The sequence below is a fragment of the Mycobacterium sp. 1245852.3 genome, from assembly GCF_001669335.1.
Taxonomy (GTDB): Bacteria; Actinomycetota; Actinomycetes; order Mycobacteriales; family Mycobacteriaceae; genus Mycobacterium; species Mycobacterium europaeum_A.
Genome location: NZ_LZLL01000282.1, coordinates 1 through 23,509, shown reverse-complemented (window position 1 = coordinate 23,509; position 23,509 = coordinate 1). Strand labels below are relative to the sequence as shown.

Here is a 23,509-nt window from a genome sequence, read left to right as displayed (position 1 = left end):
CGCCGACTGACACGCGTCTCGGCAGCTTGAATGGCGACACCCACGACATTGAGGCGTCCGAGGGGCCGCCGCGTCGGGAGTTTGCGAAGTCGCTGCGGTCGGCGGCGCGGCGAAGAGATGATGCGGGGCATGGTCAACAGGCCCCCCATGCGGCGGCTCAGCGAAGCAACGCGCGACAAGCTCGCCAACGATGCGGCGGCCCCTCGGACGCCTCAATGTCGTGGGTGTCGCCATTCAAGCTGCCGAGACGCGTGTCAGTCGCCGCGACGCAGATCCTTTGCTTATGCAGGTAATGCAGGGTGTTCCAGTCCGCAGGCAGTCCGCAGGGCAGCAGGTGGCAGTAATCGGCGACGCGTAGGAGCACGGTCTCTCAAACAGTTCAATTACTTTGGGGCACAGTCAAATTAGGCGCATAGGCTGGTATCATCTCGCAGGAGCCCCGGGATACCATGAAAACTAAAAGCCCAGGTCAACACTTCGCCGACACTCTCATAATCCGTTGGTCGCGGGTTCGAGCCCCGCCCGCCCCACTTGTTTCTGTGTGACTTCGGTTGATGCTTGACGGGTGATGCCTGACAGTGTTTCGGCTGATGCTTGACAGTTGTTTCGGTTGATCCTCAACGCTCCCTGCGAGCCTTTTGGAGCTGCGGCGTTCGCGTCGGTATTGGGGCACCGCACCGGCCCGTGTCTGGACAAAGACCACAACGGGGTCGCGTGTGAATCCCGCAAGACCTCTCGTCTGGCAGGGGGATAACGCGTGCTCATGCGGAGACGATTTGCGGGCGCTGATGACCGTGGCAGCCTTCGCGATCTCAATCGGGCCGTCAGCACATGCTGACCCACAGATTTTTACCCCCAACGAAAAGCAGTGGCTAAACCACATAGAAAACGCCCTGGGCATCCCTGTATATGACCCAGTTGCGGCGGTGCATACCGGCTATCAGATCTGCCTAGCAGTTGACAGTGCGGCGAACTCTGACGTAGCGCGAGGGCGTATCGAGGGCATTTTGGCTAATGCTCAGACGCCGCTTAGCTCGGTGCAACGCAGTGCCATCAGTGCGTCCGCGCTGCAATCCCGTGCCCGAACGGCGTCCCTGCCGGCCGCTACTGACGCTTTCGCCGAACGCGCCTGTTGCCCACAGTTCGACAAATAGGATTCTGATTTTCAGAGCGGTCTTACCAGGCCTGAGAACGCGATATTGTAGCGCTAACCAAGTGCATTGTCATTTACCCCCGCAGCGCGTGTCGCGGCCTATTGGTGTCGGTATTCGGTGCTACACAAATCCTTGGGCATCCACCCTGGACGCCCCCCGGCGGGGAAGTCGGGTACAGCGAAGCAGGAAACACGATGGCCAGTCACAACCCCGATTTCTGGGAACAACTCAAAGCCCTAGTCACCAATCAGCTCGGAACGTGCAACAGTTGCCGCCGCCCGTACGTCGATGGCACACCACACCCCAACGACTGGCAAATCAATGTGTTTCTGGGGATTCCGTTCACCCTCAAGTGTCCCGACTGTCAAACCCCTGAAGAGCGGGCCAACATGGCCATTGAGCAGGCCATCGGCCCTAAGTACAAGCGCGAGGGTATTCGGTTCGTTCCGGTAGACCCAGAGCAGGACGGAACCGGACCGAAGCCTGCGTCTGAATGAGTGATCGGGTGCGCCCCTACTCTCCGTGAGGGGTGGCTCGGTTCCGGCTTTGCCAGCGGTTGCAAAAGTCGCGACGTGATTCGTCCGCGCCCCGTTGGACGCTGCGGTTATGCTGTCCCCGCCTGTAGATAGGGCAGCTAAACAAGCAAGGGGACTTCATGACGCAGCCGAGAGCGGGTTGGTATCCCGATCCATCCGATCCGAGCCGCCAGCGGTACTTCGATGGCAATGCGTGGACCGAGAACTACGCGCCATTCCCCGCACCGCCACCCGGCGTTGGCCAGCCCGCGAAGGGGGGCCCACTGAAGAAGTCCGAAAAGAAGTTGATCCTGGGCATCGGAGCCGTAGTAGTCCTGATCGCCATCGCCAGCACCAGCGGCAATGACAAGAAGACCGTCACGGAGTCGAACACGGCAGCGTCGGTCCCCTCAACGGGTAGTGCCACCGCGCCGAAGCCGTCAAAGCCATCCGGCCCTGTAGTAGCACCGGCTGGTAGCTCGGTGCGCGACGGCAAGTTTGAGTTCCAGGTGCTCGGCGTCGAGCGATCAGCCTCGAAGGAGGGGATCTTTAACCCGGAGCAGGCCAAGGGCGAGTTCTTCGTCGTCAAGCTCAGGGTGACGAACATCGGTGACGAAGCGCGGACCTTTTGGGGCAGCAATCAGAAGTTGATCGTCAACGGCAACAAGTACGATGCTTCCAGCTCGCTCAGCGACGATGGCTTTAGGCAGGACATCAACCCCGGCCTCAGCATTAATACGAAAGTGATGTTCGACATCCCCCCTGGGGCGGTACCTGAAGCGATCGTGTGCCACGACTCGGCGTTCTCGGGCGGCGCTCAAGTGGCCCTCTAGTGCCATTGCTACATATTTAAGTTCTGCCTGACGAGTAAAAGCCTCTAAACGCAGAAAAGCCTCCCAGATCGATTCTGAGGGGCTTTTCGATGTCATCGGGGATAAAGTATTGAGAATGTGGAGCGACCCTCCAAGGGGCGTTCAGGCCGCCATCTGATGGGCGAGGCCCCCGGCGTCGAAGAATAGCCATGGGGCGGTAAGAATATCTCGTTCTGGTTTCGCGGCCGGCGAGGCGCAGGCGGCTCCCTTTGAGCCCGCACTACCCCTCAGTCCGATCAGTCAACAGAATGCCGTGCGCAAGGCAAAGGACCACCTCAACTACACCGCGTTCTCGCGTCTGGGCCTCATTAATTAACTCGTAGTTGCCGAGCAATTCTCAACCGAGGACGCAACATACGCCGTCGACAGCCTTAACGTTGACTGGAATCAGCAGGCGGCGAAGAAAGCAAAGGACTACCTCAACTACACCGCATTCTCGCGTGACGGACTCATCAACCAACTCGTCACCGCTGAAAACTTCACCCCTTCGCAGGCGGCGTATGGTGTAGCCGCTGTCGGGCTCTAAGCCGTTTGAAGTCACAGCAGCGCCAGGCGGTAGCCACCGGGCTGAATAGCTGCGGTGGCCCCGCATCACCCGGCGGGTAGATGGCCGGGCTCGTCGGGCAACACAGTTTCAGGTCGCACCGGGTACGTTTCATCAGCTGAGATTTGGTCGCCCACGTAACCACCGGGGTAGTACGTGCAGTAGCTGCTGTAGCTGCTCCCGGAGCAGCTGCTGCTGGCGGGCGCGTAGTGGGCGGGTACGCCGATCATTCGGTGCCGCATCCATGACCCATCCGGCAGAATCGGCCCATCGCATATCTGTCGTGTCTTGGACCCCAAGAATCCCCACGGGCGAACCTCGCAATTGGCCGGGATTGGTGTGGCATGTGTTATTGGTGATACCAATAAGGAAGAAGCGGCAATTGTGGTGAATGTGATCAACGCGGCTTTCATCATTGCCCTGCTCCATTGGCTTATAGCTGCAGATCACAGGATGATATCGCCTGCGCTTTCTGCACGCTGGCTAACTCGGACTCATCCGTTACAGCTCGACTATCCCCGCACGCGGGTGAGTAGGCGGCGGGTCGCTATCTCGGAGTAGCTAGTCAGGAACACGTTCCCATCGTGCAGGTAGCGCGGATCAACTAGGTATTCGTCGCGGGTGGGTCGGTGGACGGAGGCCACTAGCTGGCACCGCCTTTGTGTCGGTGTCCTCGGATAGCCTGCCGAGAGATCACCAGCCCGATATGAAACGACGGTTCATGACCCAGCCCGATCCCAACCTCGCAGCCCCACCCAACCCAGCGCGTGCCGAAGTCCTGCGGAAGCTAGAGGTCCCTCCCAACTTGCCGTTCTGGGCGGCTTTCGTGGATTTCCAGCTTGAGGTTGCTGAAAATGGCGTCCCGAAGGCACGCGAGGCCTCTTACACGCCCGAAGCGGTTGACAAGCTCTGCGATGCGCAGCTGGAAACCATCTCGGTACTGCTGGGCATCAAAAAGGCGTTGGGCGAACTGTCGGAGACCCTGAAGCGGGGCGTGCCTGCGGACTGGAACGTCCCAGCAAAGTCCTTAGCTCAACTCTGTAGCGCTTTGAACTGGTAATCCACAGTGGGGGCGGCTGTTCAGAGTCGGTTGATGATTGACGTTTCCGTGTCGGTTGATCCTTGACACTCGTGTTGTGTTTTAGGTGCCTGTGCTGGTGCGCAGGGCCCGTTTGTTTCGTACCTCGCCGCGGCTGGTTCGGGCGGCGGTTTGACCAGATCGTCGCCGATCCAAAACCGCAACAGATCCCCATCAACGTGGACATCGCAACGAGCGCCGGCGTCGTGGCCGCCCACGCAGACCTGCTGCCAGGACACACAAACGATGCCGTTAGCGCATACCCGGCGGCTGACCCAGTCATCGCCGGTGCGTTGGGCGCCAGCGCGAGCAGGCGCCGCCGGGGACACCGCGGCGGCTGCCGGGGTAAACCGTTGTGCCGGGGTGGCCATGTCCAGCGACTGATACGGGCGGGCGGTGTTGTAGTAGTCCACCCATTCATCGAGAGCCCGCTGAGCCGCCTTCAAACTGCTGAAAGCTGGCCTGTTGCTAAGGAATTCGGCACGCATACTGCGGTGGAAGCGCTCGATCTTGCCGGTCGTGGTCGGGGATCTAGGTTGAGTCAACAGATGCTCGATGCCGTTTTCCCGACAGATCCGATCAAAGAGCACCTCGACCACGGGGTGGTTGAACCGGCCGGTGAACACCTTGCCGTTCACCGCTAACACGGCCTGATACCTCTGTTCGGCCACGCTCAACTCCCTCATCCAGGGAGTGTCAAGGATCAACCGAAGTAACTGTCAAGCATCAGCCAAAACACTGTCAGGCATCACCCGAAGGCAAAATGTCAAGCATCACCCGACGTCATACAAAAACAAAGTGGGGCGGGCGGGGCTCGAACCCGCGACCAACGGATTATGAGTCCGCGGCCAGCTTTCGCACGACCAGGCGAAACGGTTAGCCAAAGCGGACCAAACTATCTGTGAGACAACGAATCTGGCGTTGCCGTCCGGTTCCGGTACGCCCTCGGTACGGCTACAAATCGCCCCCGGTCGCCGGTATCTCGCCGGTACGAGCGTGTTAGCTAAGAGGTTGGACGCTTTCGATACGGCGGCCCTTCCCTACACCGCTCCATAGTTATGGCAGTGCTGAGCACTTGGGAGCGCATGACGCGATGGGTTCAGCTCGATCGGACGGCAGCGCATTTCCCTGGCGAATACAGGATGATCTCGCATCCTCCCAGAAAGCCGACGGCCAGGAAGGTATCTTGCTGGGGTGATCATGTGGCCTGAGGCGATCGACCGCATACAGCAGGGGGCTCCTGCACCCTCGTTTGACCATAGGCGATTTGCCGTGCGCGGCCGCAGGCATGTAGTGATCACAGGTAACTCTGGGTCAGGCAAAACCCGCCTGTGGTCCACCCTGACTAAAAGCAGCGCCCCAGAGCAGATGAGTCTCACCCACGATGATGGCTATATGATTACTTACAAAAAGCGGTCCCTTGTACTTATTACGGTACCAGGACAGTACTCTTCGCCCCGTTTTGTCACTCTCGAGCGATTATTTGATACGCGAGCTCACCTACAAGGAATAATGTTTGTCGCTTGCGCGGGGTACGACCATATTTGGCCCGCAAACGCCGACATCGTGGCAAATGAGCTCCGAAGGCGAGGCTCTTACAACATTGACGGCCTACGGCGCCATAACCTGGACAACGAGCAAGAGAGCTTCAAGGACATTTGTCGGCGAATCGCCGAGAAGACCGAGTTAACCCGAGACCGAGACTTGTGGCCGAAGTGGCTAGTCGTTGCGGTCAATAAAGCTGATCTATACTGGGGCCAGCTACCTGCAGTTCATGACTATTATCTTCCTGGATCCGGAAGCCCATTTGACAGACACCGAGAGGCCTTATTCGACCGAATTGGTCACAATACAATTCGGTACCTGCTTCTCCCCCTCATCACGGCAATCGGGGACTATCGCTTCCAACCGTCGTCCGCAGCCATTCCAGCTCCCGTCCACCCCAGCATCACTCCGGCTTATCAACACGCGTCGCTCGAATGCCTCGCATCAAATTTGGAGGAATTGTATGCCGAGTTTAATACCCGAACCTGAGGAACAACCCACGGTTTCGCTCGGGAAAGAAAATGTCGTCCGACTTCGCGAAGCGCAACTGAGCGATGGGAAAGATCTAGAGAAGGCGCTCGAGGCAGCGGAGTTCATGCTTGCGGCGGCTGAGGAGCGTCATCGACACGAGCAGAACCGGACGTTTACGATCTGGTCCTTCATCATCGCCGTGATTGTGACACTGGTAGCCTCACTTTTTGCTATCCACTCTTTTTATGCCCTCACGTATGCGGTCCTTCCTTTAACTCTCTCGGCCTCGGTGTTAGCCGCCCTATTTGCCCTGCTTCGTCGGCAGTTGCAACGGGGGGAATTCGACCTGCGGCTGCGATTGGCCACACGGCTTGCCGCAATGATAAACGAGACCTACCTGGAGGTTGCCGAGCGTGAGCAATGGAGTTACCTGAGACGGGAGGCGACCAAAATCCGCCTAAGCGCGTTCCCTCTGGAACCGAACCGATCTAGCCTAGGAAGCGAGTTAAGCAAGACAGGTCATCGCTATCGCCATGATCGGCGGCCGCGCACCGAATTGGCTCAACGTAAGGTGAAGAAGTGACGCAACCCGGTGATCGAAAGATAGACCGGTGGTTCTTCCTGGTTAGCTTCACGGCCGATATTCTTGCTATACTGACGTGGGCCGGTATACCAGCGAACGGTTATAGCGAAAGGTTTGCGGTCGTTGCAACCCTTGCAACTGTCGCGGCGCTTCTTGCAGTATTCGTAATATATAGCTTCGTTCGGCGCTGGCTGTCGCCGTTTGATTCTATATATGGCGCCGACTATGTTCAATTACTTGGCAGTATCCTTGTCTTGCTGGTTAGTGCAGGCCTGTTTTACGCTCTTACTAAGTTACCAAAGGAAATGCCAGGCGACAGGCCCAATACGCCGACGACCACTTCCATCTCGCCGGCTACTCCTTCTGGGCATTCCTAGCGCTAATGTCGGGGGTCGAATATGCGCCTCGAGCGCTGCCGACGCAGTTTCTTCATTTTAGGAAAGTAAACCGTCTGCGACTTGCCGTCAGATCTAACCCTACCGTCCGAGACCTAGGATGCTGTTCGAAGATCGCCCCTCAACCGAATAGCGGTACCACACTGCTCGCGCGATCGGCGGACTTCGCCGGGGCGGGTGGCTCGGGCAAGTTGTTCGCCCCGCCATCTGCTTGCGGGATATACCCGCCATACACATCCATGCGAGGTGACCCGCCGCGCGGCTACCTCGGGGAGCGAATCGGGTGAGCCTTCGAGAGTGGCGCGGCCTTACTAGGTCGCAGAGACGTTTCGCCAGTTTGTCGGCACACGATCTTCGGTCTTCGGTCTGCTAAACCAAAGTTCCGCCCGAAACTGCAACTCGAACGCCCTTTTGTCGAGGCAGTAGGTAAATGTCCCGTGTACAGCAAGGTCGCGTTGATCGGAAATCCAGCTCTCCACCTGTGGATAAGGGGACAAGTCGACTCCGAAATTTCCATCTTCTGTTGGGACCAGAGTCTTTTCTTCACGCTTCTCGCTCCGTGCCGGGTTGGGCTGCTCCCCGTCCTTCAATTTGCAAGGTTCCACAACGACTGATAGGTGCGCTTTCTGTGCAGGCAACGATCCGACGTTGCGGAGTAGTACGAAAAGCCGTGGCTTGCCGTCTTCGCTTCTGCGAAACTCAAAGTCGTACAAGCCTACCCATGGCCTCATCCGAGAGCCGATCTCCCTTCTCGACTGATGCCATGTGATCAGCGCTATGACAGCCGCAATAGAAGCGAAAACCGCCGCAGCGGCAGTCGCCCATGCCTCAAGGGTCGCGGGATTCCAACCCCATGCGCTCGTCCCTGGATTCCAAACCCAGACGTTCATAATCCCCCGGCGGTTACGCGGCGTCGTTGGCGATCGCTTGGATCTGCTCGACGATCGTTTCTAGCAGCTCGTCGTCGGACCCGATCTCTAACACGATCGGATCACCCTTAACTTCCCCGAAGCCCGCCGCAATCAGAATCGCGGGCATCTCGGCAACGCGCTGAATGAAGCGGTCAATGAAGTTGTGGAAAGCGTCCAGACTGGTATCAGGTAAGCGCGCACAATTGGTGAGCAGATTGCTGTAGTCCGAAGGGGCTGCGAGACCGCGCGCACGCTCCGCGATCGAGAGGAAACGCTCGTACAGATCCATCAATCGCATCGCGGCCTGAAATACGGGCTGAGTTTCTGCGGTCGCTTCATCGTGCGGGGAACAGACAACAGCGACAAACGCAGGGCTCAGCATGAAGTCATTCAACTGCCGAATGAGCTGGCTCATGTCATTGAGTAAATCAATGGCGAATTGGGCGACCTCCCTTCCGTTGCGTGCCCGCTCTCCGGTTGGCCGCCCAAAGGCAAGCAGATGATCTCGGAGCCGGGGCTGAAGGGCCGCGCGCCGCTGCACAAGCACCGAAACGAATCCGGCGTAGCGCCAGTTACGTGCTCTTTCTTCAAAGAGGGCAGTCAGCTCCTCTTGCGTATATACCACCTCTGCAAAGCGAGGCTGCTCTTCGTCGTCGGGAGTCCCTGACATGCCGATCTTTCCTTCGTGCGGTGATCGCCGATTGCGATCTACTCATGTGTTCGATTGTCACAAGTACGACCGACTAAATCGGCTATGACACGCCGTTGACCAACAACGTCAGTCGGAACTTTCTAGTGTATAAACACCACCTGTCACACCAGCAACATCGCGCAACAAACAAACCTGCTCACTCGTAGGTGCCCAAAGATTTTTGCTAGCTGCCGCCGGTGCTACTGGCCAAATGTTTGCACTCCTTGGCGCCAAGAGGAGCGGTGCTGATGGTCCGCTAGGTACGGACCGTCAATTCGCGTTAGCTAGCGCCAGGCACGCTCGCACGCCCGCCGGTAAAACGCCGGTAGAGCTGACCTCGGGAAGTGCTTGCTACTTGAAAAAACACCCTCTAGCAGGCACTTTTCGGTGGGGCGGGCGGGGCTCGAACCCGCGACCAACGGATTATGAGTCCGCGGCTCTAACCAACTGAGCTACCGCCCCGACGGGATAGTTCCGTAGGAAACCGTAGCTGAAGACCGAAGCCGGCGTTCGTCGGGCAGCCGGCGCTGAGCCGACGCGCTCGGTGGGCGCCCCGTTGCGGGAACGCCCACCGGCACGGCACCTTTATGTTCCCGCGATCAAGCGGGCCCAGGCCCTTGCTGCCCGGCTTGAGCCTTGATTTTGGGAATCAGCTCAGGCGCGTAGACGAAGATCGCCGACTCCACCTCCCACTCGGCCTGGGCCTGACTCATCGGCGTCGTCCGGGTGATCATGTTGATCAGTTCCTGGCCCTCGCCGTACGGATTGGGGTTGGCGCGAACCTGATCGGCGAACCAACGGCCCTCGGCGGCCTCATGGCAATCGCTGTAGTCGGCGTTGTGCACCATCTTGTTCTGCGCCAGCAGTTTGACGTACTGGTCGTCGGCGGGAGTCAAATTGCAGGCCGCCGCAGCCCGCGGCGCTGACACCACAGCACCACCGAACATCGCGGCTCCCAGCGCAATGCCGGCAGCCCCCGCCGCCAGCACCTGCACGCGCGATCGTGTCGTTGCCACTTCTGTCGAACCCCCTTATCACGGAATTTGCTAGCTTTTCTTTCGCGGCAACGATTGGGTACCACCGGTAAACAGCGCGACAAACGACGATCTCTGCAAACAGCTCGTGAACAGCGCCTAGCTAAAATTACTGTGCGAGAAACTATTCAGGTCCAAACAAGTAACGCGGCGAACCCAAGGCGAGCAGCCTCTTGCAGGTGCTGCCGGGGCTTACCGTCAACGGCGCCGTCGAGTTAGCCGACTAAACCGAAAGCGGCCGGAGGGCTAAGCCCTCACGACCGCTTGGGGTTGAAAACTCAGAAGGATTGCGCAGCAATAGCTCTCGCTAAGCAGTCGGCCAGTTCGCCTTCGCGGCTTGGTCTTTAATCTTCGGGATCAGGTCCGGCGCGTAGACGTAGATGGCCGACTCGACCTCCCACTCGGCCTGGGCCTGAGTCAACGGCGTGGTACTGGTGATCATGTTGACCAACTCTTGGCCCTCACCGAACGGATTGGGGTTGGACCGAACCTGGTCGGCGAACCAACGGCCCTCGGCGGCCTCGTGGCAATCGCTGTAATCGGCGTTGTGCACCATCTTGTTCTGCGCGAGCAGGTTGATGTACTGGTCGTCGGCCGGAGTCAGATTGCAGGTAGCCGACGCTTGCGGAGCTGACAGGACGGCGCTACCGAGCATCGAAGCGCCCAGCGCTACGCCGGCAGCCCAGACCGATGACACTCGAACGCGCGAGCGCGTACCGGTGGTTGTCATTTCCGAACCTCCCTCTGCGCGGGAACGCAGTCGTTCCGACGCGACCAAGCTAGAAATCCTGCAAAACAACTGACACGGAAAGCCACCCGGACCGCGGGCCACTGACGCACGATCCATGGCCATCCGGCTCGGGCCACGCTGCCATCTCGTCACCGTCACATATTTGTTCACATAAGTCTCAGTGACCGCGCTTAAGTTAGCGAATGAGCCCCGCACACAGCGGAAACGTACGCTTGCGCGTCCGTGTACGAATGGTTAACATTTCGTGCTCTTGGCGCCGGGCAGGCGGACCACCGACCGCTCGACCACGTCGTCCCTCACACGCCAGCGGACGACGTCGCCGGGCCGACAGCTAAGGCCCTAGCGGCTCGGCTGGCGCCGACAGATATCAGCTAAATACCGTCTGGCCGTCCGCGTCGAGCAAGTACCGCTCGGGCCCGTTTTCGACACGGGGAGCGTCTGCGCCCAATGACACGGCCACCTTGTTGCTGGCATTGCGCATGATGTCAAAGGTGAGCTCGACGGCCTCCACCTCGGAGAACCGTGAGCGCACCTCGACGACATCGTCGGCGACGAGGTGCGCAGGGGTCCAAATTAACCTATCGGCGTACCGCAGCGCTGCTTTAGCGCGGTCGTCGAGCAAACTCGACGATTCGTAGTGCTCGATCTCCTCATACAAGGTCTCCGAACCGCCGGCATCGAGCGCGCCGCCCTCGCGAAGCGAATTGCATAACCGGCAATTGTGCTGGGCCGCCCCGCGCAACCGGACCAATTCGGAGGTGACCGGGTCGAGCGCACGCATTCGCGCCACCGCGATTAAAAAGTCATTGAACACGAGATCCGCCGGATCGGTCGTGTGATCCCAGCTGATCGGGCCGTCCACCCAGCCCAGATATGGCGCACCGACCCCGAGCGCCTCCAGTCCCGCCCGCACCCTGGGGATGAAGTCGGCGATGTACATCTGCACGACGACACCAAAGGTGGCCTCCCCGAGTTGCTTCCACAACCGTGATCGCTGCTCGGCGGTGATCGACGAGACGTCGGCGCTGAACTGTTCGGCGAATTCGGCGACGGCGGCCTCCGCCTCCGATTCCGGCTCGCCCACTTCGACGCTGGCGGGCAACGGTGGCAGCGACATTGTCTGCGCACACACCCGGCGGACTAACGCCGCGAGGCGACCAGGAGCCGGGGACCCGGGAAACAACGCCACCAGCCGGGTGAGCTGGTCTTCTCGAACCGAAACCGGGGCCGCCATTCGTCACACGCTAGAACGCGTGCCGCCCGGCGGCAATGGATTACCGGGCCTGGCTCACCGAGGACATGTGGAAGTCCGGTATCCGCAGCGACGGCATGGCGGCGCGGGTGGCCCAGTCACCCCATTCGCGCGGCAGCGTCTTTTCGCTGACGCCGGCCTCGGTGGCCCGTCGCAGGAGGTCCAACGGACTCTCGTTGAACCGGAAGTTGTTGACCGCAGCGGTCACCTGGCCGTCCTCGATGAGATAGACGCCGTCACGGGTCAGGCCGGTGAACAACAAGGTGGTGGGGTCGACGACACGGATGTACCACAGCGTCGTCAGCAGCAGGCCCCGCTCGGTGGCCGCGATCATGTCGTCCTGACTGGCGGTCCCGCCGGTCATCACCAGGTTGTCGGCGGCCACCGCGACGTCGACGTCGTATTTGGCGGCCGTGGCCCGCGGATAGGCCAACGCGTTGATCACCCCCTCGCGGATCCAGTCCACCTGGGTGATCGCCATGCCGTTGTCAAACGCCGACACCGTCTCCGAGGAACTGCTCACCGCGACGAACGGCGTGCAGGCCAGGCCGGGCGCCATCGGATCGGAGAACAGCGTCAGCGGCAGGTCGGTGAGCCGCTCCCCCACCCGGGTTCCGCCGCCGGGCGCCGAAAACGCGGTCCGGCCCTCCTGGGCGCCGCGACCGGCCATCGACCACGCCATGTAGATCATCATGTCGGCCACAGTGGACGGCGGCATGATCGTCTCGTAGCGCCCGGCCGGTAGTTCGACGCTGCGCTGCGCCCAGCCCAGCCGCGTCGACAGCAGTTCGAGCAGCGAATCGGTTGGCACATCGACGAAGTCGGGTGTGCCGACGCCCGCCCAGGCGCTGGCGTCGCCGCGTTTGGCGTTGATCTCCACCGCACCGGTGGGTTGGGTGAACCGCCGCCGCAAGCCGGTCGATGATGCCAGGAACGTCGTCGAAACACTGTGGTGGGCAAAGCCGTACAGCCGATCCTCGCCGCGGAAGCCACGGCTCAGCGAGTCGGCGACGTCGGAGAAAATCAGGGGGCCGGTGCCAGGCACCGGCGCGTCCCAATCGACGGGCACCCCGCTGTCGGCGAGCAGCGGCGCCGCATCGCCGGCCTCCGGGGCCGCGCCGGCCGCCTCCTGCGACGCCGCCACCAGCCCGGGCAGCACCCGCGGATCGGCCTCGGCGGACACCACCGTGCCGATGCGCGCGATCGACCCGCGACGCACCACGGAAATCACGGTCACGCTGCGGCTCACCGAAACTCCGTTGGTGGTCATCGAATTGCCCGCCCAGCGCAGGGTCGCCTCGACCTTGTCGGTGACCAGCACCATGGTCTCGTCGGCGCGGCCGAGCTTGGCCGCCTCGTCCAGCACGATGTTGACGACATGCTGCGGGGTGATCATCGGCCGCCCTCGGTGCGGGTGTTGAGCACGTTGACGCCGCGGAACAACGCCGATGGGGAGCCGTGGCTGACCGCCGCGATCTGCCCGGGCTGAGCCTTGCCGCAGTTGAACGCCCCGCCCAGGCGCCACGTCGACGGGCCCCCCACGGCTTCCATCGAATTCCAGAAGTCGGTCGTGGTGGCCTGGTAGGCGACGTCGCGCAGCTGGCCGTCGAGGCGGCCGTCACGAATCCGGAAGAACCGCTGGCCGGTGAACTGAAAGTTGTACCGCTGCATGTCGATTGACCACGATTTGTCGCCGACGATGTAGATGCCGTCCTCGACCCGGCCGATCAGGTCGTCGGTGCTGATGTCCTCTGGTGCCGGCTGCAAGGACACGTTGGCCATGCGCTGGATCGGTACGTGATGCGGCGAATCGGCATACGAACACCCGTTGGACCGCGGCTGCCCCAGTCGCCGCGCGAAGACCCGATCGAGCTGATAGCCGGTGAAGATCCCGTTGCGCACCAGGTCCCAGCTCTGCGCGGCCACCCCCTCGTCGTCGTAACCGATGGTGGCCAAGCCGAATTCGAGGGTGCGGTCGGCTGTCACATTCATCACCGGCGAGCCGTACCGCATGGTGCCCAGCTTGTCCGGCGTGGCGAACGACGTCCCGGCGTAGGCGGCTTCGTAGCCGATAGCGCGGTCGTATTCGGTGGCGTGCCCGATGGATTCGTGAATCGTCAGCCACAGGTTGCTCGGATCGATCACCAGGTCCTTGGGCCCGGGAACAACGCTGGGCGCCTTGATCTTTTCGGCCAGCAACGACGGCAGCTGCGCCAGCTCGTCGGTCCAATTCCACACCTCGTCGCCCGCGAGGACCTCCCAGCCCCGCCCCATCGGCGGGGCCAGCGTGCGCATGGAATCGAAGCTGCCGGCTGCGGGGTCGACGGTCACCGCCTCCAGTGAGGGCAGCACCCGCACCCGCTGCTGGGTGATCGAGGAGCCGAAGGTGTCGGCGTAGAAGGTCTGCTCCTTGACGGCCGTCAGCAGCGCCGACACGTGATTGATGCCGTCGGCGCTCAGCAGCCGCCCGGAGTAGTCCTCCAGCACGGCGATCTTGTCGGTGGTCGAGATGTCGAACGGGTCGATCCGGTAGTTCGACACCCAGGCCGCGTCCGCGTAGACCGGTTCGGGCGCCAGCTCGACGCGCTCGCTGCTCAGCGTCGCCAGCGTGGTGGCCACATGCACCGCGCGCCGGGCGGTCTCGGCGGCCACCGCCGGCACCAGCTCCGCGTGCGAGGCGAATCCCCAGGTGCCGTCGACGATCACCCGCACCGCCAGGCCGACCTCACGGTTGATCACCGCGGTCTCCAGCTCGCCGTCGCGCAGCTGGATGATCTCGGTGATGATGCGGTGAACCCGCAGGTCGGCGTGCGTGGCCCCGGCCGCTTTGGCCGCCGAGAGCGCGGCTTCGGCCAGATCGTGGCGCGGCAGGTCCAGGAAGTCGGCATCGATCCCCCGGTTCGGTGTCACGGCTCCACCGTAACGGCCGCTCACCCCAAACCGCGGCGGCGCCCGCTTTAATTAGCCCATGGCCGGCGCGGTACGCGGGATTGTCCCTCGATCCACCGCCCTGGGCTACGCGTTGCTGGCGCCCAGTCTGTTCGGCGTGCTCGCCTTTCTGCTGCTGCCCATCCTGGTGGTGCTCTGGCTGAGCCTGTGCCGATGGGATCTGCTGGGCCCGCTGCACTTCGTCGGCCTGTCCAATTGGCGGTCGGTGCTGACCGACGCGGGCTTCGGCAACTCCCTGATCGTCACGATCGTCTTCGTGGCCATCGTGGTGCCGGCGCAGACCGCGCTGGGACTGCTGGCCGCCACCATGCTGGCCCGCCAGCTCCCCGGCACCGGGCTGTTTCGCACCCTGTATGTGCTGCCGTGGATTTGCGCTCCGCTGGCCATCGCGGTGCTGTGGCGGTGGATTTTGGCCCCCACCGACGGCGCCGTGAGCACGGTGCTGGGACACAGCATCGAATGGTTGTCGGATCCCAGCTTCGCGCTGCCGCTGGTGTCGGCCGTGGTGGTGTGGACCAACGTCGGCTATGTCTCGTTGTCGCTCCTGGCAGGACTGCTGGCCATTCCCGACGAGATCCACGCCGCCGCCCGCACCGACGGCGCCACGGCGTGGCAGCGGTTCTGGCGCATCACCATGCCCATGCTGCGCCCCACGACCTTCTTTGTGCTGGTGACTGGGATTGTCAGTGCCGCACAGGTTTTCGACATGGTGTACGCACTGACCGGCGGCGGACCGGCCGGCAGCACCGACCTGGTGGCCCATCGCATCTACGCCGAGGCGTTCGGCTCGGCGGCCATCGGCCGGGCGTCGGTGATGGCCGTGGTGCTGTTCGTGATCCTGATCGGCGTCACCCTGGTCCAGCATCTGTATTTTCGGCGACGGATCAGCTATGACCTCACCTAGTCGACCCACGAATGTGGTGATCTACGCCGGGCTTTCGCTGGGTGCGTTGATCACGCTGGCGCCGTTCGCCCTTGGACTGATGACGTCGTTCACCTCCGCGCATCAATTCGTCACGGGCACGCCGTTGCAGCTGCCGCGACCACCCACGCTGGCCAATTTCGCCGACCTGGCCGGGGCCGGGTTCGGCCGGGCGGCCGCGGTGACGGCGTTGATGACGGCGGTAATCCTGGTGGGCCAGTTGACCTTCTCCGTGCTCGCGGCATACGCCTTCGCACGGTTGCAGTTCCCCGGGCGTGACGCGCTGTTCTGGGTGTACATCGCGACGTTGATGGTGCCCGCGACGGTCACGGTGGTGCCGATGTATCTCATGCTGGCCCAGCTCGGCCTGCGCAACACGTTCTGGGCGTTGGTGTTGCCTTTCATGTTCGGCTCGCCGTACGCGATCTTCTTGCTGCGCGAGCACTTTCGGATCATCCCGAACGACTTGATCAACGCGGCCCGGCTGGACGGGGCCAACACGTTGGACGTGATCGTGCATGTGGTGATCCCGTCGAGTCGCCCGGTCCTGGCGGCGCTGGCGTTGATCACGGTGGTCTCGCAGTGGAATAACTTCATGTGGCCGTTGGTGATCACCAGCGGGCACAAGTGGCGGGTGCTCACCGTCGCGACGGCCGATCTGCAATCGCGGTTCAACTCCCAGTGGACGCTGGTGATGGCGGCGACCACGCTCGCGATCGCCCCGCTCATCGCCCTGTTCGTCGTGTTCCAGCGCCACATCGTCGCCTCGATCGTCGTCTCGGGACTGAAGTGACCCGGCCCCGCTTTTCCACCCTGGCCGCGGCCGCGGTCGCGCTCGTCGCGGTGCTGCTGGCCGCGGCGGCGGCGTTGCTGGATTACGCCGGCCAACCCCACGGCGGCAAGACGGTCGTCACGGTGCGGATCTGGGGCGACCAGATCGGCGCGGCCTACCGAGAATCGTTCCAGGCCTTCACCCGCACCCACCCCGACATCGACGTGCACCTCAACCTGGTGGCCTATTCCACCTACTTCAACACCCTGCGCACCGACGTGGCCGGCGGCAGCGCCGACGACATTTTCTGGCTGTCCAACGCCTACCTGGCGGCGTACGCCGACAGCGGCCGCCTGCTGAACATCGGCGAAGCGCTCGGGCCGCAGGCCGCCTCGGATTGGGAGCGTCCGGTCGTCGAGCAGTTCACCCGCAACGGCACGTTGTGGGGAGTGCCGCAGCTGACCGATGCGGGAATCGCGTTGTATTACAACGCCGACCTGCTCGCCGCGGCCGGCGTCGATCCCGCCGCCCTGAACGCCCTGCGGTGGGGTCCCGACGGGAACGACACTTTGCGCCCCCTGCTGGGCAGGCTCACCGTCGACGCCGACGGAAACCGCGGCGACACACCACGATTCGATGCGGGACGGGTGCGGCAATGGGCATACAACGCGGCCAACGACCCGCAGGGCATCTACCTGAACTACATCGGCTCGGCCGGCGGCGTCTTCCAACGCGGCGACACGTTCGCGTTTGCCAACCCCGCCGCCGTGGCGGCCTTCCGTTATCTGGTCGACCTGATCAACCGCGACCACGTCGCGCCGCCCGCCGCCGACACCAACGACAACGGCGACTTCTCCCGCAACCAGTTCCTGGCCGGCAGGATGGCGCTGTTCCAGTCCGGCACCTACAACCTGGCGCCGGTGGCCCGCGATGCACGGTTCCACTGGGGGGTGGCGATGATGCCCGCCGGCCCGGTGGGCCGGGTCAGCGTCACCAACGGCATTGCCGCGGCGGGCAATGCGGCAACGAAGCATCCCGACGCGGTGCGCCAGGTGCTGGCCTGGATGGGCAGCAGGCAGGGCAACGAATTTCTGGGCCGCTACGGTGCGGCCATCCCCGCGGTGTCCTCGGCGCAACCGGTCTACTTCCGGTACTGGGCCGCCAGGGGTGTGGACGTCACGCCGTTCTTCGCCGTGCTGAACGGTCCGCGCATCGCGGCCCCCGGCGGTGCGGGCTTTGCCGCCGGCAACGACGCGCTGCAGCCGTACTTCGCCGAAATGTTCTTGGGCCGCGGCGATGTGGCGACGACGCTGCAGCGGGCTCAGGCGGCGGCCAACACCGCCGCCGCGCGCCAGTGAAGCCTAGATCGCTTCCGACGACGCGGGCTCGTTGAGCGCGCTGTGGTGGCGGCCCCAGACGAAGTAGAAGACCAGCGCCAGTAACACCCAGCCGCTGAATGCGATCCAGGTGTACCAGTGCAAGCTGGCCAGGATGTACCCGCAGGCCGCCACCGAAAGGACCGGTGTGACGGGATAACCCGGGACCCTGAACCCCCTTGGCAGGTCGGGCTCGCGTACCCGCAAGACGATCACTCCGACGGACACCACGACGAACGCGGTGAGCGTGCCGATCGACACCATGTCGGCCAGCTTCTGCAGCGGAATGAACGCGGCCAGGGCGGAGGCCACGATGGCGACGATCACCGTGTTGTTCACCGGGGTCATGGTGCGCGCGTTCACCGTCGCGAACCGCGCGGGCAACAAGCCGTCACGGCCCATGGCGAACAGGATGCGGGTCAGCCCGTACATGGTGACCAGTGTGACGCTGAAGATCGAAATGACCGCTCCGGCAGCCAGAATCGTGCTGGCCCAGCCGCCGTGGGTGACGTTGTCAAGAATCGTCGCGAGCCCGGCTTCCTGCTGCCCGGCGAAGTTCTGCCAGGGCTGGGTGCCCAGTGCGGCCAGCGCCACGAAAACGTAGACGCCGGTGACGGTCAGCAATGCGCCGATGAGTGCGCGCGGCATGGTCTGCTGCGGGTTCTTCACCTCGTCGCCGGCGGTGGACACCGCGTCCAGGCCGATATAGGAGAAGAAGATGGTGCCGGCCGCCGAGCCGATGCCGGAAACACCGAAGGGCGCGAAGTCACGCAGATGGCTCGCGTCGAACGCCGTGAACGCGACAACACCGAAGACGACGAGCACGCCGAGTTTGATCATCACCATGATCGCGTTGACCTTGGCCGACTCGCTGGCGCCGCGGACGAGTAACAACGCGCACAAGACGATCAGCACGACCGCCGGTACGTTCAGATAGCCGGGTTGCGCATCCCACGGCGCGGCCGAAACGGCTTGCGGCAGTTGGAATCCCAGGACGTTGCTCAGCAGCTTGTTCAGGTAACCGCTCCAGTTGACCGCGACCGCGGCGGTCGCCACGCCGTATTCCAGCAGCAGGCAGGCCGCCACGGCCACGGCCACGACCTCCCCCAGCGTGGTGTAGGCGTAGGAATACGACGATCCCGAAACAGGCACCGCCGAAGCCAATTCGGCGTAGCAGACCGCGGCGAGGCCGGCGGCGAGGCCGGCGAGCAGGAAGGAGACGATCACCCCCGGGCCGGCCTCTGGGACTGCCTGCGACATGACGAAGAAGATCCCGGTGCCGACCGTCGAGCCGACCCCGAACATGGTCAGCTGGAAGGTGCCGATGCCGCGCTTGAGGTGGTCCGCGGCCCCTGGTGCGACGTGTGCACCCGTCACGGGGCGGCGCCGGAGCATCTGCTGCTTGAGGCTGATCGTCGTGGCTGGCAAGTGCCCCTCCTGTGGCCGGATCAGCTGATTATGAAGCAGCCCGTCGGTTGGATACCGCTCATCTGCTCAGTGGAATTGCAGTATCGAGTCGATGACCACTCCGGTGGCGCCCGCGGCGGCGGTGATGCCGAGCGCCACCCAGTCCGCCAGCCTCGGTCGCGCCGGCGCGGCCGCCAGCTGGCCGATGCCGCCGCGGGCGGTGATCGCGTCGCCCATCTCGTCGGCCCGCCGCAGCGTCACGACGATGGCCGCGGTGAGTAGGTCGATCATGTCGCGGGCCTGCTGGCGCCGGCGTGCGCGCCGGCTGCGCGGTTCCTGCGTGGGGCGCAACCGCCGGGCGGCGTAGAGCACCTGGAATTCTTCGATCAACATGGGGAAGGCGCGCAGCGCAAGCGCCAGGGCGACGGCCCATTCGTCACTCGGGATCCGCAGCCACCGCAACGGCCTGCCCAAAATTGCCAGCGCCGGCCCCATTTCGGCGACGTTGGTGGTCCACGACAGCATGGCGCCCAGCCCGATCAACACGATCGACAGCGCGGTGACCCGCACGAAATGCAGCGTTCCGCCCAGCCCGATGTGCACTCCGGCTATCTCGATCACCGGGCTACCGGCGCCGAGCGCGGCGGTGATGCCACCCACCGCCAGGACAATCCATATCCAGCGCCGCGGCGAGGGCACCGCGCCGCGGGGAATGTGGGCAAGCCGGGCCGCAGTGATCAGCAAGACCAGCATCAGCCCGACGGTGGCCCAGCCGGGGTAGAAGGTCAGCAGTATCGAAACCGCCAGCACCACAAGCAGCTTGGTGCCGGCCCACAGTTCGTGGATCTTCGAGGTCCCGGGTACCGGCACCAGCAGCACCACCGGACGGTGGGTGCGGCGGGTGCGCTCCGGCGCCGCCTTAGTATCCGCCGGCGCGGTCATGGCATCCCTCCCGCCGCGGTCGACGCCGTTTCCAGCGAGCCGTCGCGCAGGAACAGGGCTCGCGGGCAGAGGTCCTCCAGCCCGACGATGTCGTGGGATATCACCACCACCATCAGACCTCGTTCCCTGCGCAGGCTTTCCAGCAGCCGCAGCAGGCCGCGCTGGCTGCCGACGTCCAATCCTGCCAGCGGCTCGTCCAGGACCAGCGCCCGCGGCGAGCGGGCCAGCAGTCCGGCCAGCACCACGCGGCGCATCTGGCCGCCGCTGAGTTGGTCGATGCGTCGCTTGCCCATCGCCGGATCGAGCCCCACCGAGATCAACGCCTCGGCGATACGGTCCTTGTCGAGGTGCGAAAAGCCCGCTGCTGATGCGACTTCGGCGTCGACGTGATCGCGCATCAACTGCAGGCGCGCGGACTGGAACGACAGCGCCACCTCACCCACGTGCTCGTGAGTGGGCTCGCCATCGATCAGGCAGGCGCCGCTGGTCGGGTTCGTCAGGCCGGCCATGATCCACGCGAGGGTCGATTTACCCGAGCCGTTGCCGCCGTGGATCAGCACACCGTCGCCCTGCTCCACCACGAAGCTGATATCGCGTAGGGCGACCTTGGACCATGGTGTGCCACTGGCGTATTCATGGCCGACATCGATGAGTTCCAGCACCGGTGTGCTGGAACTGTGATTGACCGCAACGACCGGGGCCGGCGCGGCCGGGGTCTCGGCAGTCACGGTGTTGTCCGGCGAGTCGCTGAGTTTGATGATGCGATCGGCGGAAGCGGCCTCGTTGTCGTAATGGGTGATGTGCACCAACGCCGTCTGGTGCCGTGCGGCGAGACCGGATAGCACACCCAGCAAGGCATCTCGACCCTGCTGGTCGACCATGGTGGTGACCTCGTCGGCGATCAGCAGCGCCGGATCGCGCGCCAGCGCGGCCGCGAGCGCGAGGCGCTGCAGTTCCCCGCCGGACAGACTCCCGGTGTCGCGTTCGGCAAGCCCCTCGAGGCCGACCTCCTGCAGCAATCGGTCGACGTCGATCTCGGCATCCGGCGGCAAACCCCACACCACGTCGTCGGCCACCCGGGTGCCCAGCACCTGACTTTTGGGGTGCTGCAAGACAATCGCGGTGCCGCCCATCTCGCCGAGGCCCACGGTTCCGGGGCGGTCGACGCTGCCAGCCGTCGGTGGCCGACCGGCCAGGATCAGCATCAAGGTGGTCTTCCCCGAACCGTTGGCGCCGGTCACGGCGATGTGTTCACCTGCCCGCACATCGAGACTGACCTCACGCAGCGCGTCTCGCTCGGCGCCGGGGTAGCGGAACCGCACCTTGTCCAGCCGCACCGGCACCGGCCCAACCGGCGTGGTCCGGGTGCGCGCATCGTCGGAGGTGTCCAGCTTGTGGACGTCGGGGATCTTGCGCATCCGCTCCAACAGGCGAGACAGCGCCGACCAGCTGATGAACGAGACGATGACGACCAACAGGACCATGTACGGGAAGATCAGCAACGGCCAGTGCTGGATGCCGTCGGCGACGTATCGCTTCAGCCCGACGCCGACGCCATGCAGGTGCACCCAATTCAGGAACGCCGCGACCCCATTGGCGTTGGCGGTGATGACATCGAAGAACAAGCGCCGCAACCGGGTCAGCACCGCCAGCACCGCGACCCACCCGGCGCCCCACATCACTCCGGCGATCAACGACAACACCGCGACCGTCGGCAAGCCCCGTCCTTTGCGCTTGACGATTCCGCACAATCCGCCGACCCAGGCGCAGTCGATGAGCATGAACAGGCTGCCCAGCCCGGCGATCAGAAAGGCGATCACCCCGCCGGCGACCGTCGCGGCGACCAGCGCGCGGGGGCGATAGCGGTAGGCCAGCAATCCCATGGGCACCGTGCCCAACACGCCCAGACCCTGAGCGAAGGGGATGACCGAGGCGAGGATCTCGATCGCCGCGCAGAGGGCCCCCATGACCGCGGCCTGTGCCAACTCGTTCGGCCGCAGGGACCCTTCCCCAGATCGCCGAAAACGCAGCAAGGTCACTTGGGCGATTCTGCCAGCCTGGCGCAGGAGTGTCCCCTGAAGACGGGTTTGGCGCGCCACGCGTCGTCGTTTTGGCCTCGCTTAGCAAAGCTATGCAACCATGGAGACATGGACAATGTCGTCGATACCGCAAAGCTCGAGGGAGCGCAGGGACTGGGAGCCGATCTGCTCGCCGTGGTCGCGCGGCTCAACCGGCTGGCCACCCAACGCATCCAAATGCCGCTGCCCGCAGCGCAGGCCAGGCTGCTGGCCACCATCGAAGCTCACGGCGAAGCCCGAATCGGTGACCTGGCCTCGGTCGATCATTGCTCGCAACCGACGATGACCACGCAGGTGCGCCGACTCGAGGAGGCGGGCCTGGTCACCCGGATGGTCGACCCCGGAGATGCGCGTGCGGTCCGGATCCGGATCACGGCCGAGGGCAGGCGCACGCTCAACGCGGTCCGGGCCGACCGCGCCGCCGCGATCGAACCGCAATTGGCGCTGCTCGACTCCGCGGACCGTCAGGTGCTGATGCAAGCGGTCGAGGTGTTGCGCAGGCTGCTCGACAACGCGTCGCTGGCCACCTCCCTGGCGGGCCGGCGTAACACGCTGTGAACGACGCGACGCTGGATGGCGCTCGGTCGGGGGTAGACACTTAAGCGAGCGCGGCGACCGGCGCCTGAGGGCGGGGCAACCCTCGGGCGCGACGAAATCGAGCTGACCGGTGAGGAAAGGTGGCGGCCATGCCGACCGAGGCTTCGGCCCTTCCGGCCTCGCTGACCGTATGGGCCGGACCGACGAGGTATGTGTTCACGCCCGGCCGCGACGTGATCGTCGGCTACGGCCCGGGTTGTGACATCCCACTGGAGCGTCACGGCAACCCGCCGCAACCGCCCCCCGCGCCCCGCGTCGATGTGATCGTGCGATTCACCGGAACCGCATGGGTGGCCATCGATCTAAGCCGCCGCGGCATCTTCGTCAACGGGTCCCGGGTGCCGACCGTCGAAATTCGCGACGGTCTGGCCATCAGCATCGAGGACCCCCAGCGCGGTCCGCGGCTGGTCTTTCACACCGCGGCCCCGGCCGCACCACCTGGACAACCGCCGCCGGGTGGCCCGGCTCATTCCCCGCCGAACGCCCCGCCGCCCGTTCCGCCCGGCGCGCCGCCGGGTGGCCCGAACGAGCCCGACCCGCGGGTACCCACCCAGAGCGCCACCCGGCGCATGCCGGTCGTCGCGCCGCCACCACCCCCCTTGACCGCGATCACGAACGCGAACATGACGGCCGTCCAGAGGGCCGCGGCCAGGCCGTACACGGTGATCTT

General features: G+C 63.8%; 18 protein-coding genes, 1 tRNA gene and 2 pseudogenes. 10 read left to right on the top strand and 11 right to left on the bottom strand.

Annotated features, from left to right (window positions below; genetic code table 11):
* Positions 1–1,348 precede the first annotated feature (1,348 nt).
* The 4 genes and pseudogenes from A9W96_RS31415 to A9W96_RS12415 all read left to right on the top strand — a co-directional run bounded on the left by A9W96_RS31415 (position 1,349) and on the right by A9W96_RS12415 (position 4,145).
* On the top strand, positions 1,349–1,651 hold the full coding sequence (locus A9W96_RS31415) for a hypothetical protein (RefSeq protein ID WP_156765213.1): 303 nt from the start codon (positions 1,349–1,351) through the stop codon (positions 1,649–1,651).
* A 158-nt stretch (positions 1,652–1,809) separates the two neighbouring features.
* Positions 1,810–2,502: a DUF4352 domain-containing protein gene (locus A9W96_RS12420; protein ID WP_082972203.1), complete on the top strand. Its 693-nt coding sequence runs from the start codon at positions 1,810–1,812 to the stop codon at positions 2,500–2,502.
* A gap of 430 nt (positions 2,503–2,932) precedes the next feature.
* Positions 2,933–3,067 (top strand): annotated as a pseudogene (locus A9W96_RS33025) (Ltp family lipoprotein); the annotation flags it as partial.
* A gap of 739 nt (positions 3,068–3,806) precedes the next feature.
* Complete coding sequence (locus A9W96_RS12415; RefSeq protein WP_156765212.1) at positions 3,807–4,145, top strand: hypothetical protein; 339 nt, start codon at positions 3,807–3,809, stop codon at positions 4,143–4,145.
* Between the two features lie 81 nt (positions 4,146–4,226).
* Here the strand turns inward: A9W96_RS12415 and A9W96_RS12410 are convergent.
* Positions 4,227–4,816 (bottom strand): annotated as a pseudogene (locus A9W96_RS12410) (integrase core domain-containing protein); the annotation flags it as partial.
* A gap of 1,355 nt (positions 4,817–6,171) precedes the next feature.
* Here A9W96_RS12410 and A9W96_RS12405 point away from each other — a divergent pair.
* Positions 6,172–6,762 (top strand): hypothetical protein, encoded by a 591-nt coding sequence (locus A9W96_RS12405; RefSeq protein ID WP_067140075.1) that lies wholly within the window; start codon positions 6,172–6,174, stop codon positions 6,760–6,762.
* A 1,298-nt stretch (positions 6,763–8,060) separates the two neighbouring features.
* Here the strand turns inward: A9W96_RS12405 and A9W96_RS12400 are convergent.
* The 7 genes from A9W96_RS12400 to A9W96_RS12370 all read right to left on the bottom strand — a co-directional run bounded on the left by A9W96_RS12400 (position 8,061) and on the right by A9W96_RS12370 (position 14,706).
* Positions 8,061–8,738, bottom strand: coding sequence for a hypothetical protein (locus A9W96_RS12400; protein ID WP_067140073.1), 678 nt, complete (start codon positions 8,736–8,738; stop codon positions 8,061–8,063).
* A gap of 409 nt (positions 8,739–9,147) precedes the next feature.
* Positions 9,148–9,221, bottom strand: a tRNA-Ile gene (locus A9W96_RS12395).
* Positions 9,222–9,358: 137 nt separating this feature from the next.
* Positions 9,359–9,706: a hypothetical protein gene (locus A9W96_RS12390; protein ID WP_066872647.1), complete on the bottom strand. Its 348-nt coding sequence runs from the start codon at positions 9,704–9,706 to the stop codon at positions 9,359–9,361.
* Positions 9,707–10,100: 394 nt separating this feature from the next.
* On the bottom strand, positions 10,101–10,523 hold the full coding sequence (locus A9W96_RS12385) for a hypothetical protein (protein WP_066872617.1): 423 nt from the start codon (positions 10,521–10,523) through the stop codon (positions 10,101–10,103).
* A gap of 388 nt (positions 10,524–10,911) precedes the next feature.
* Complete coding sequence (locus tag A9W96_RS12380; protein ID WP_067140069.1) at positions 10,912–11,778, bottom strand: carboxymuconolactone decarboxylase family protein; 867 nt, start codon at positions 11,776–11,778, stop codon at positions 10,912–10,914.
* Positions 11,779–11,818: 40 nt separating this feature from the next.
* Positions 11,819–13,192, bottom strand: a complete 1,374-nt coding sequence (locus A9W96_RS12375; RefSeq protein WP_067140066.1) for a TldD/PmbA family protein — start codon at positions 13,190–13,192, stop codon at positions 11,819–11,821.
* Positions 13,189–14,706: a TldD/PmbA family protein gene (locus A9W96_RS12370; RefSeq protein WP_067140084.1), complete on the bottom strand. Its 1,518-nt coding sequence runs from the start codon at positions 14,704–14,706 to the stop codon at positions 13,189–13,191. Before A9W96_RS12370 ends, A9W96_RS12375 begins: the two co-directional genes overlap by 4 nt.
* A 58-nt stretch (positions 14,707–14,764) precedes the next feature.
* On the opposite strand from A9W96_RS12370, the gene A9W96_RS12365 reads away from it, so the two are divergent.
* Genes A9W96_RS12365 through A9W96_RS12355 form a run of 3 tightly spaced genes read left to right on the top strand, consistent with a single transcriptional unit; the run spans position 14,765 to position 17,797 of the window.
* Positions 14,765–15,649 (top strand): carbohydrate ABC transporter permease, encoded by an 885-nt coding sequence (locus A9W96_RS12365; protein WP_067140063.1) that lies wholly within the window; start codon positions 14,765–14,767, stop codon positions 15,647–15,649.
* Positions 15,636–16,460 carry a carbohydrate ABC transporter permease gene (locus A9W96_RS12360; protein ID WP_066880835.1) on the top strand — a complete coding sequence of 275 codons (825 nt, stop codon included), beginning with the start codon at positions 15,636–15,638 and terminating at the stop codon, positions 16,458–16,460. The genes A9W96_RS12365 and A9W96_RS12360 overlap by 14 nt, the downstream gene beginning before the upstream one ends.
* Positions 16,457–17,797 carry an extracellular solute-binding protein gene (locus tag A9W96_RS12355; RefSeq protein ID WP_066872634.1) on the top strand — a complete coding sequence of 447 codons (1,341 nt, stop codon included), beginning with the start codon at positions 16,457–16,459 and terminating at the stop codon, positions 17,795–17,797. Before A9W96_RS12360 ends, A9W96_RS12355 begins: the two co-directional genes overlap by 4 nt.
* 3 nt (positions 17,798–17,800) lie before the next feature.
* Here A9W96_RS12355 and A9W96_RS12350 read toward each other — a convergent pair whose 3' ends face one another.
* The 3 genes from A9W96_RS12350 to A9W96_RS12340 form a co-directional block, all read right to left on the bottom strand.
* Positions 17,801–19,243: an amino acid permease gene (locus A9W96_RS12350; RefSeq protein ID WP_067140060.1), complete on the bottom strand. Its 1,443-nt coding sequence runs from the start codon at positions 19,241–19,243 to the stop codon at positions 17,801–17,803.
* Positions 19,244–19,309: 66 nt separating this feature from the next.
* On the bottom strand, positions 19,310–20,164 hold the full coding sequence (locus A9W96_RS12345) for an energy-coupling factor transporter transmembrane protein EcfT (protein ID WP_067140057.1): 855 nt from the start codon (positions 20,162–20,164) through the stop codon (positions 19,310–19,312).
* On the bottom strand, positions 20,161–22,131 hold the full coding sequence (locus A9W96_RS12340; protein WP_067140080.1) for an ATP-binding cassette domain-containing protein: 1,971 nt from the start codon (positions 22,129–22,131) through the stop codon (positions 20,161–20,163). Before A9W96_RS12340 ends, A9W96_RS12345 begins: the two co-directional genes overlap by 4 nt.
* 180 nt (positions 22,132–22,311) lie before the next feature.
* Here A9W96_RS12340 and A9W96_RS12335 point away from each other — a divergent pair, with 180 nt between their 5' ends.
* Together A9W96_RS12335 and A9W96_RS12330 are read left to right on the top strand one after the other, a co-directional pair.
* Positions 22,312–22,800: a MarR family winged helix-turn-helix transcriptional regulator gene (locus tag A9W96_RS12335; RefSeq protein WP_066872644.1), complete on the top strand. Its 489-nt coding sequence runs from the start codon at positions 22,312–22,314 to the stop codon at positions 22,798–22,800.
* 128 nt (positions 22,801–22,928) lie between these two features.
* The coding region (locus tag A9W96_RS12330) for an FHA domain-containing protein (RefSeq protein WP_231999671.1) at positions 22,929–23,509 on the top strand (581 nt) is incomplete at its 3' end.

Coding starts and splice junctions, on each gene's coding strand:
- A9W96_RS12365 (WP_067140063.1), top strand. CDS start 14,765: ATGGCCGGCGCGGTACGCGGGATTGTCCCTCGATCCACCGCCCTGGGC.
- A9W96_RS12405 (WP_067140075.1), top strand. CDS start 6,172: ATGCCGAGTTTAATACCCGAACCTGAGGAACAACCCACGGTTTCGCTC.
- A9W96_RS12345 (WP_067140057.1), bottom strand. CDS start 20,164: ATGACCGCGCCGGCGGATACTAAGGCGGCGCCGGAGCGCACCCGCCGC.
- A9W96_RS12340 (WP_067140080.1), bottom strand. CDS start 22,131: ATGGGGGCCCTCTGCGCGGCGATCGAGATCCTCGCCTCGGTCATCCCC.
- A9W96_RS12390 (WP_066872647.1), bottom strand. CDS start 9,706: ATGTTCGGTGGTGCTGTGGTGTCAGCGCCGCGGGCTGCGGCGGCCTGC.
- A9W96_RS31415 (WP_156765213.1), top strand. CDS start 1,349: ATGGCCAGTCACAACCCCGATTTCTGGGAACAACTCAAAGCCCTAGTC.
- A9W96_RS12420 (WP_082972203.1), top strand. CDS start 1,810: ATGACGCAGCCGAGAGCGGGTTGGTATCCCGATCCATCCGATCCGAGC.
- A9W96_RS12335 (WP_066872644.1), top strand. CDS start 22,312: ATGGACAATGTCGTCGATACCGCAAAGCTCGAGGGAGCGCAGGGACTG.
- A9W96_RS12380 (WP_067140069.1), bottom strand. CDS start 11,778: ATGGCGGCCCCGGTTTCGGTTCGAGAAGACCAGCTCACCCGGCTGGTG.
- A9W96_RS12415 (WP_156765212.1), top strand. CDS start 3,807: ATGACCCAGCCCGATCCCAACCTCGCAGCCCCACCCAACCCAGCGCGT.
- A9W96_RS12375 (WP_067140066.1), bottom strand. CDS start 13,192: ATGATCACCCCGCAGCATGTCGTCAACATCGTGCTGGACGAGGCGGCC.
- A9W96_RS12400 (WP_067140073.1), bottom strand. CDS start 8,738: ATGTCAGGGACTCCCGACGACGAAGAGCAGCCTCGCTTTGCAGAGGTG.
- A9W96_RS12360 (WP_066880835.1), top strand. CDS start 15,636: ATGACCTCACCTAGTCGACCCACGAATGTGGTGATCTACGCCGGGCTT.
- A9W96_RS12385 (WP_066872617.1), bottom strand. CDS start 10,523: ATGACAACCACCGGTACGCGCTCGCGCGTTCGAGTGTCATCGGTCTGG.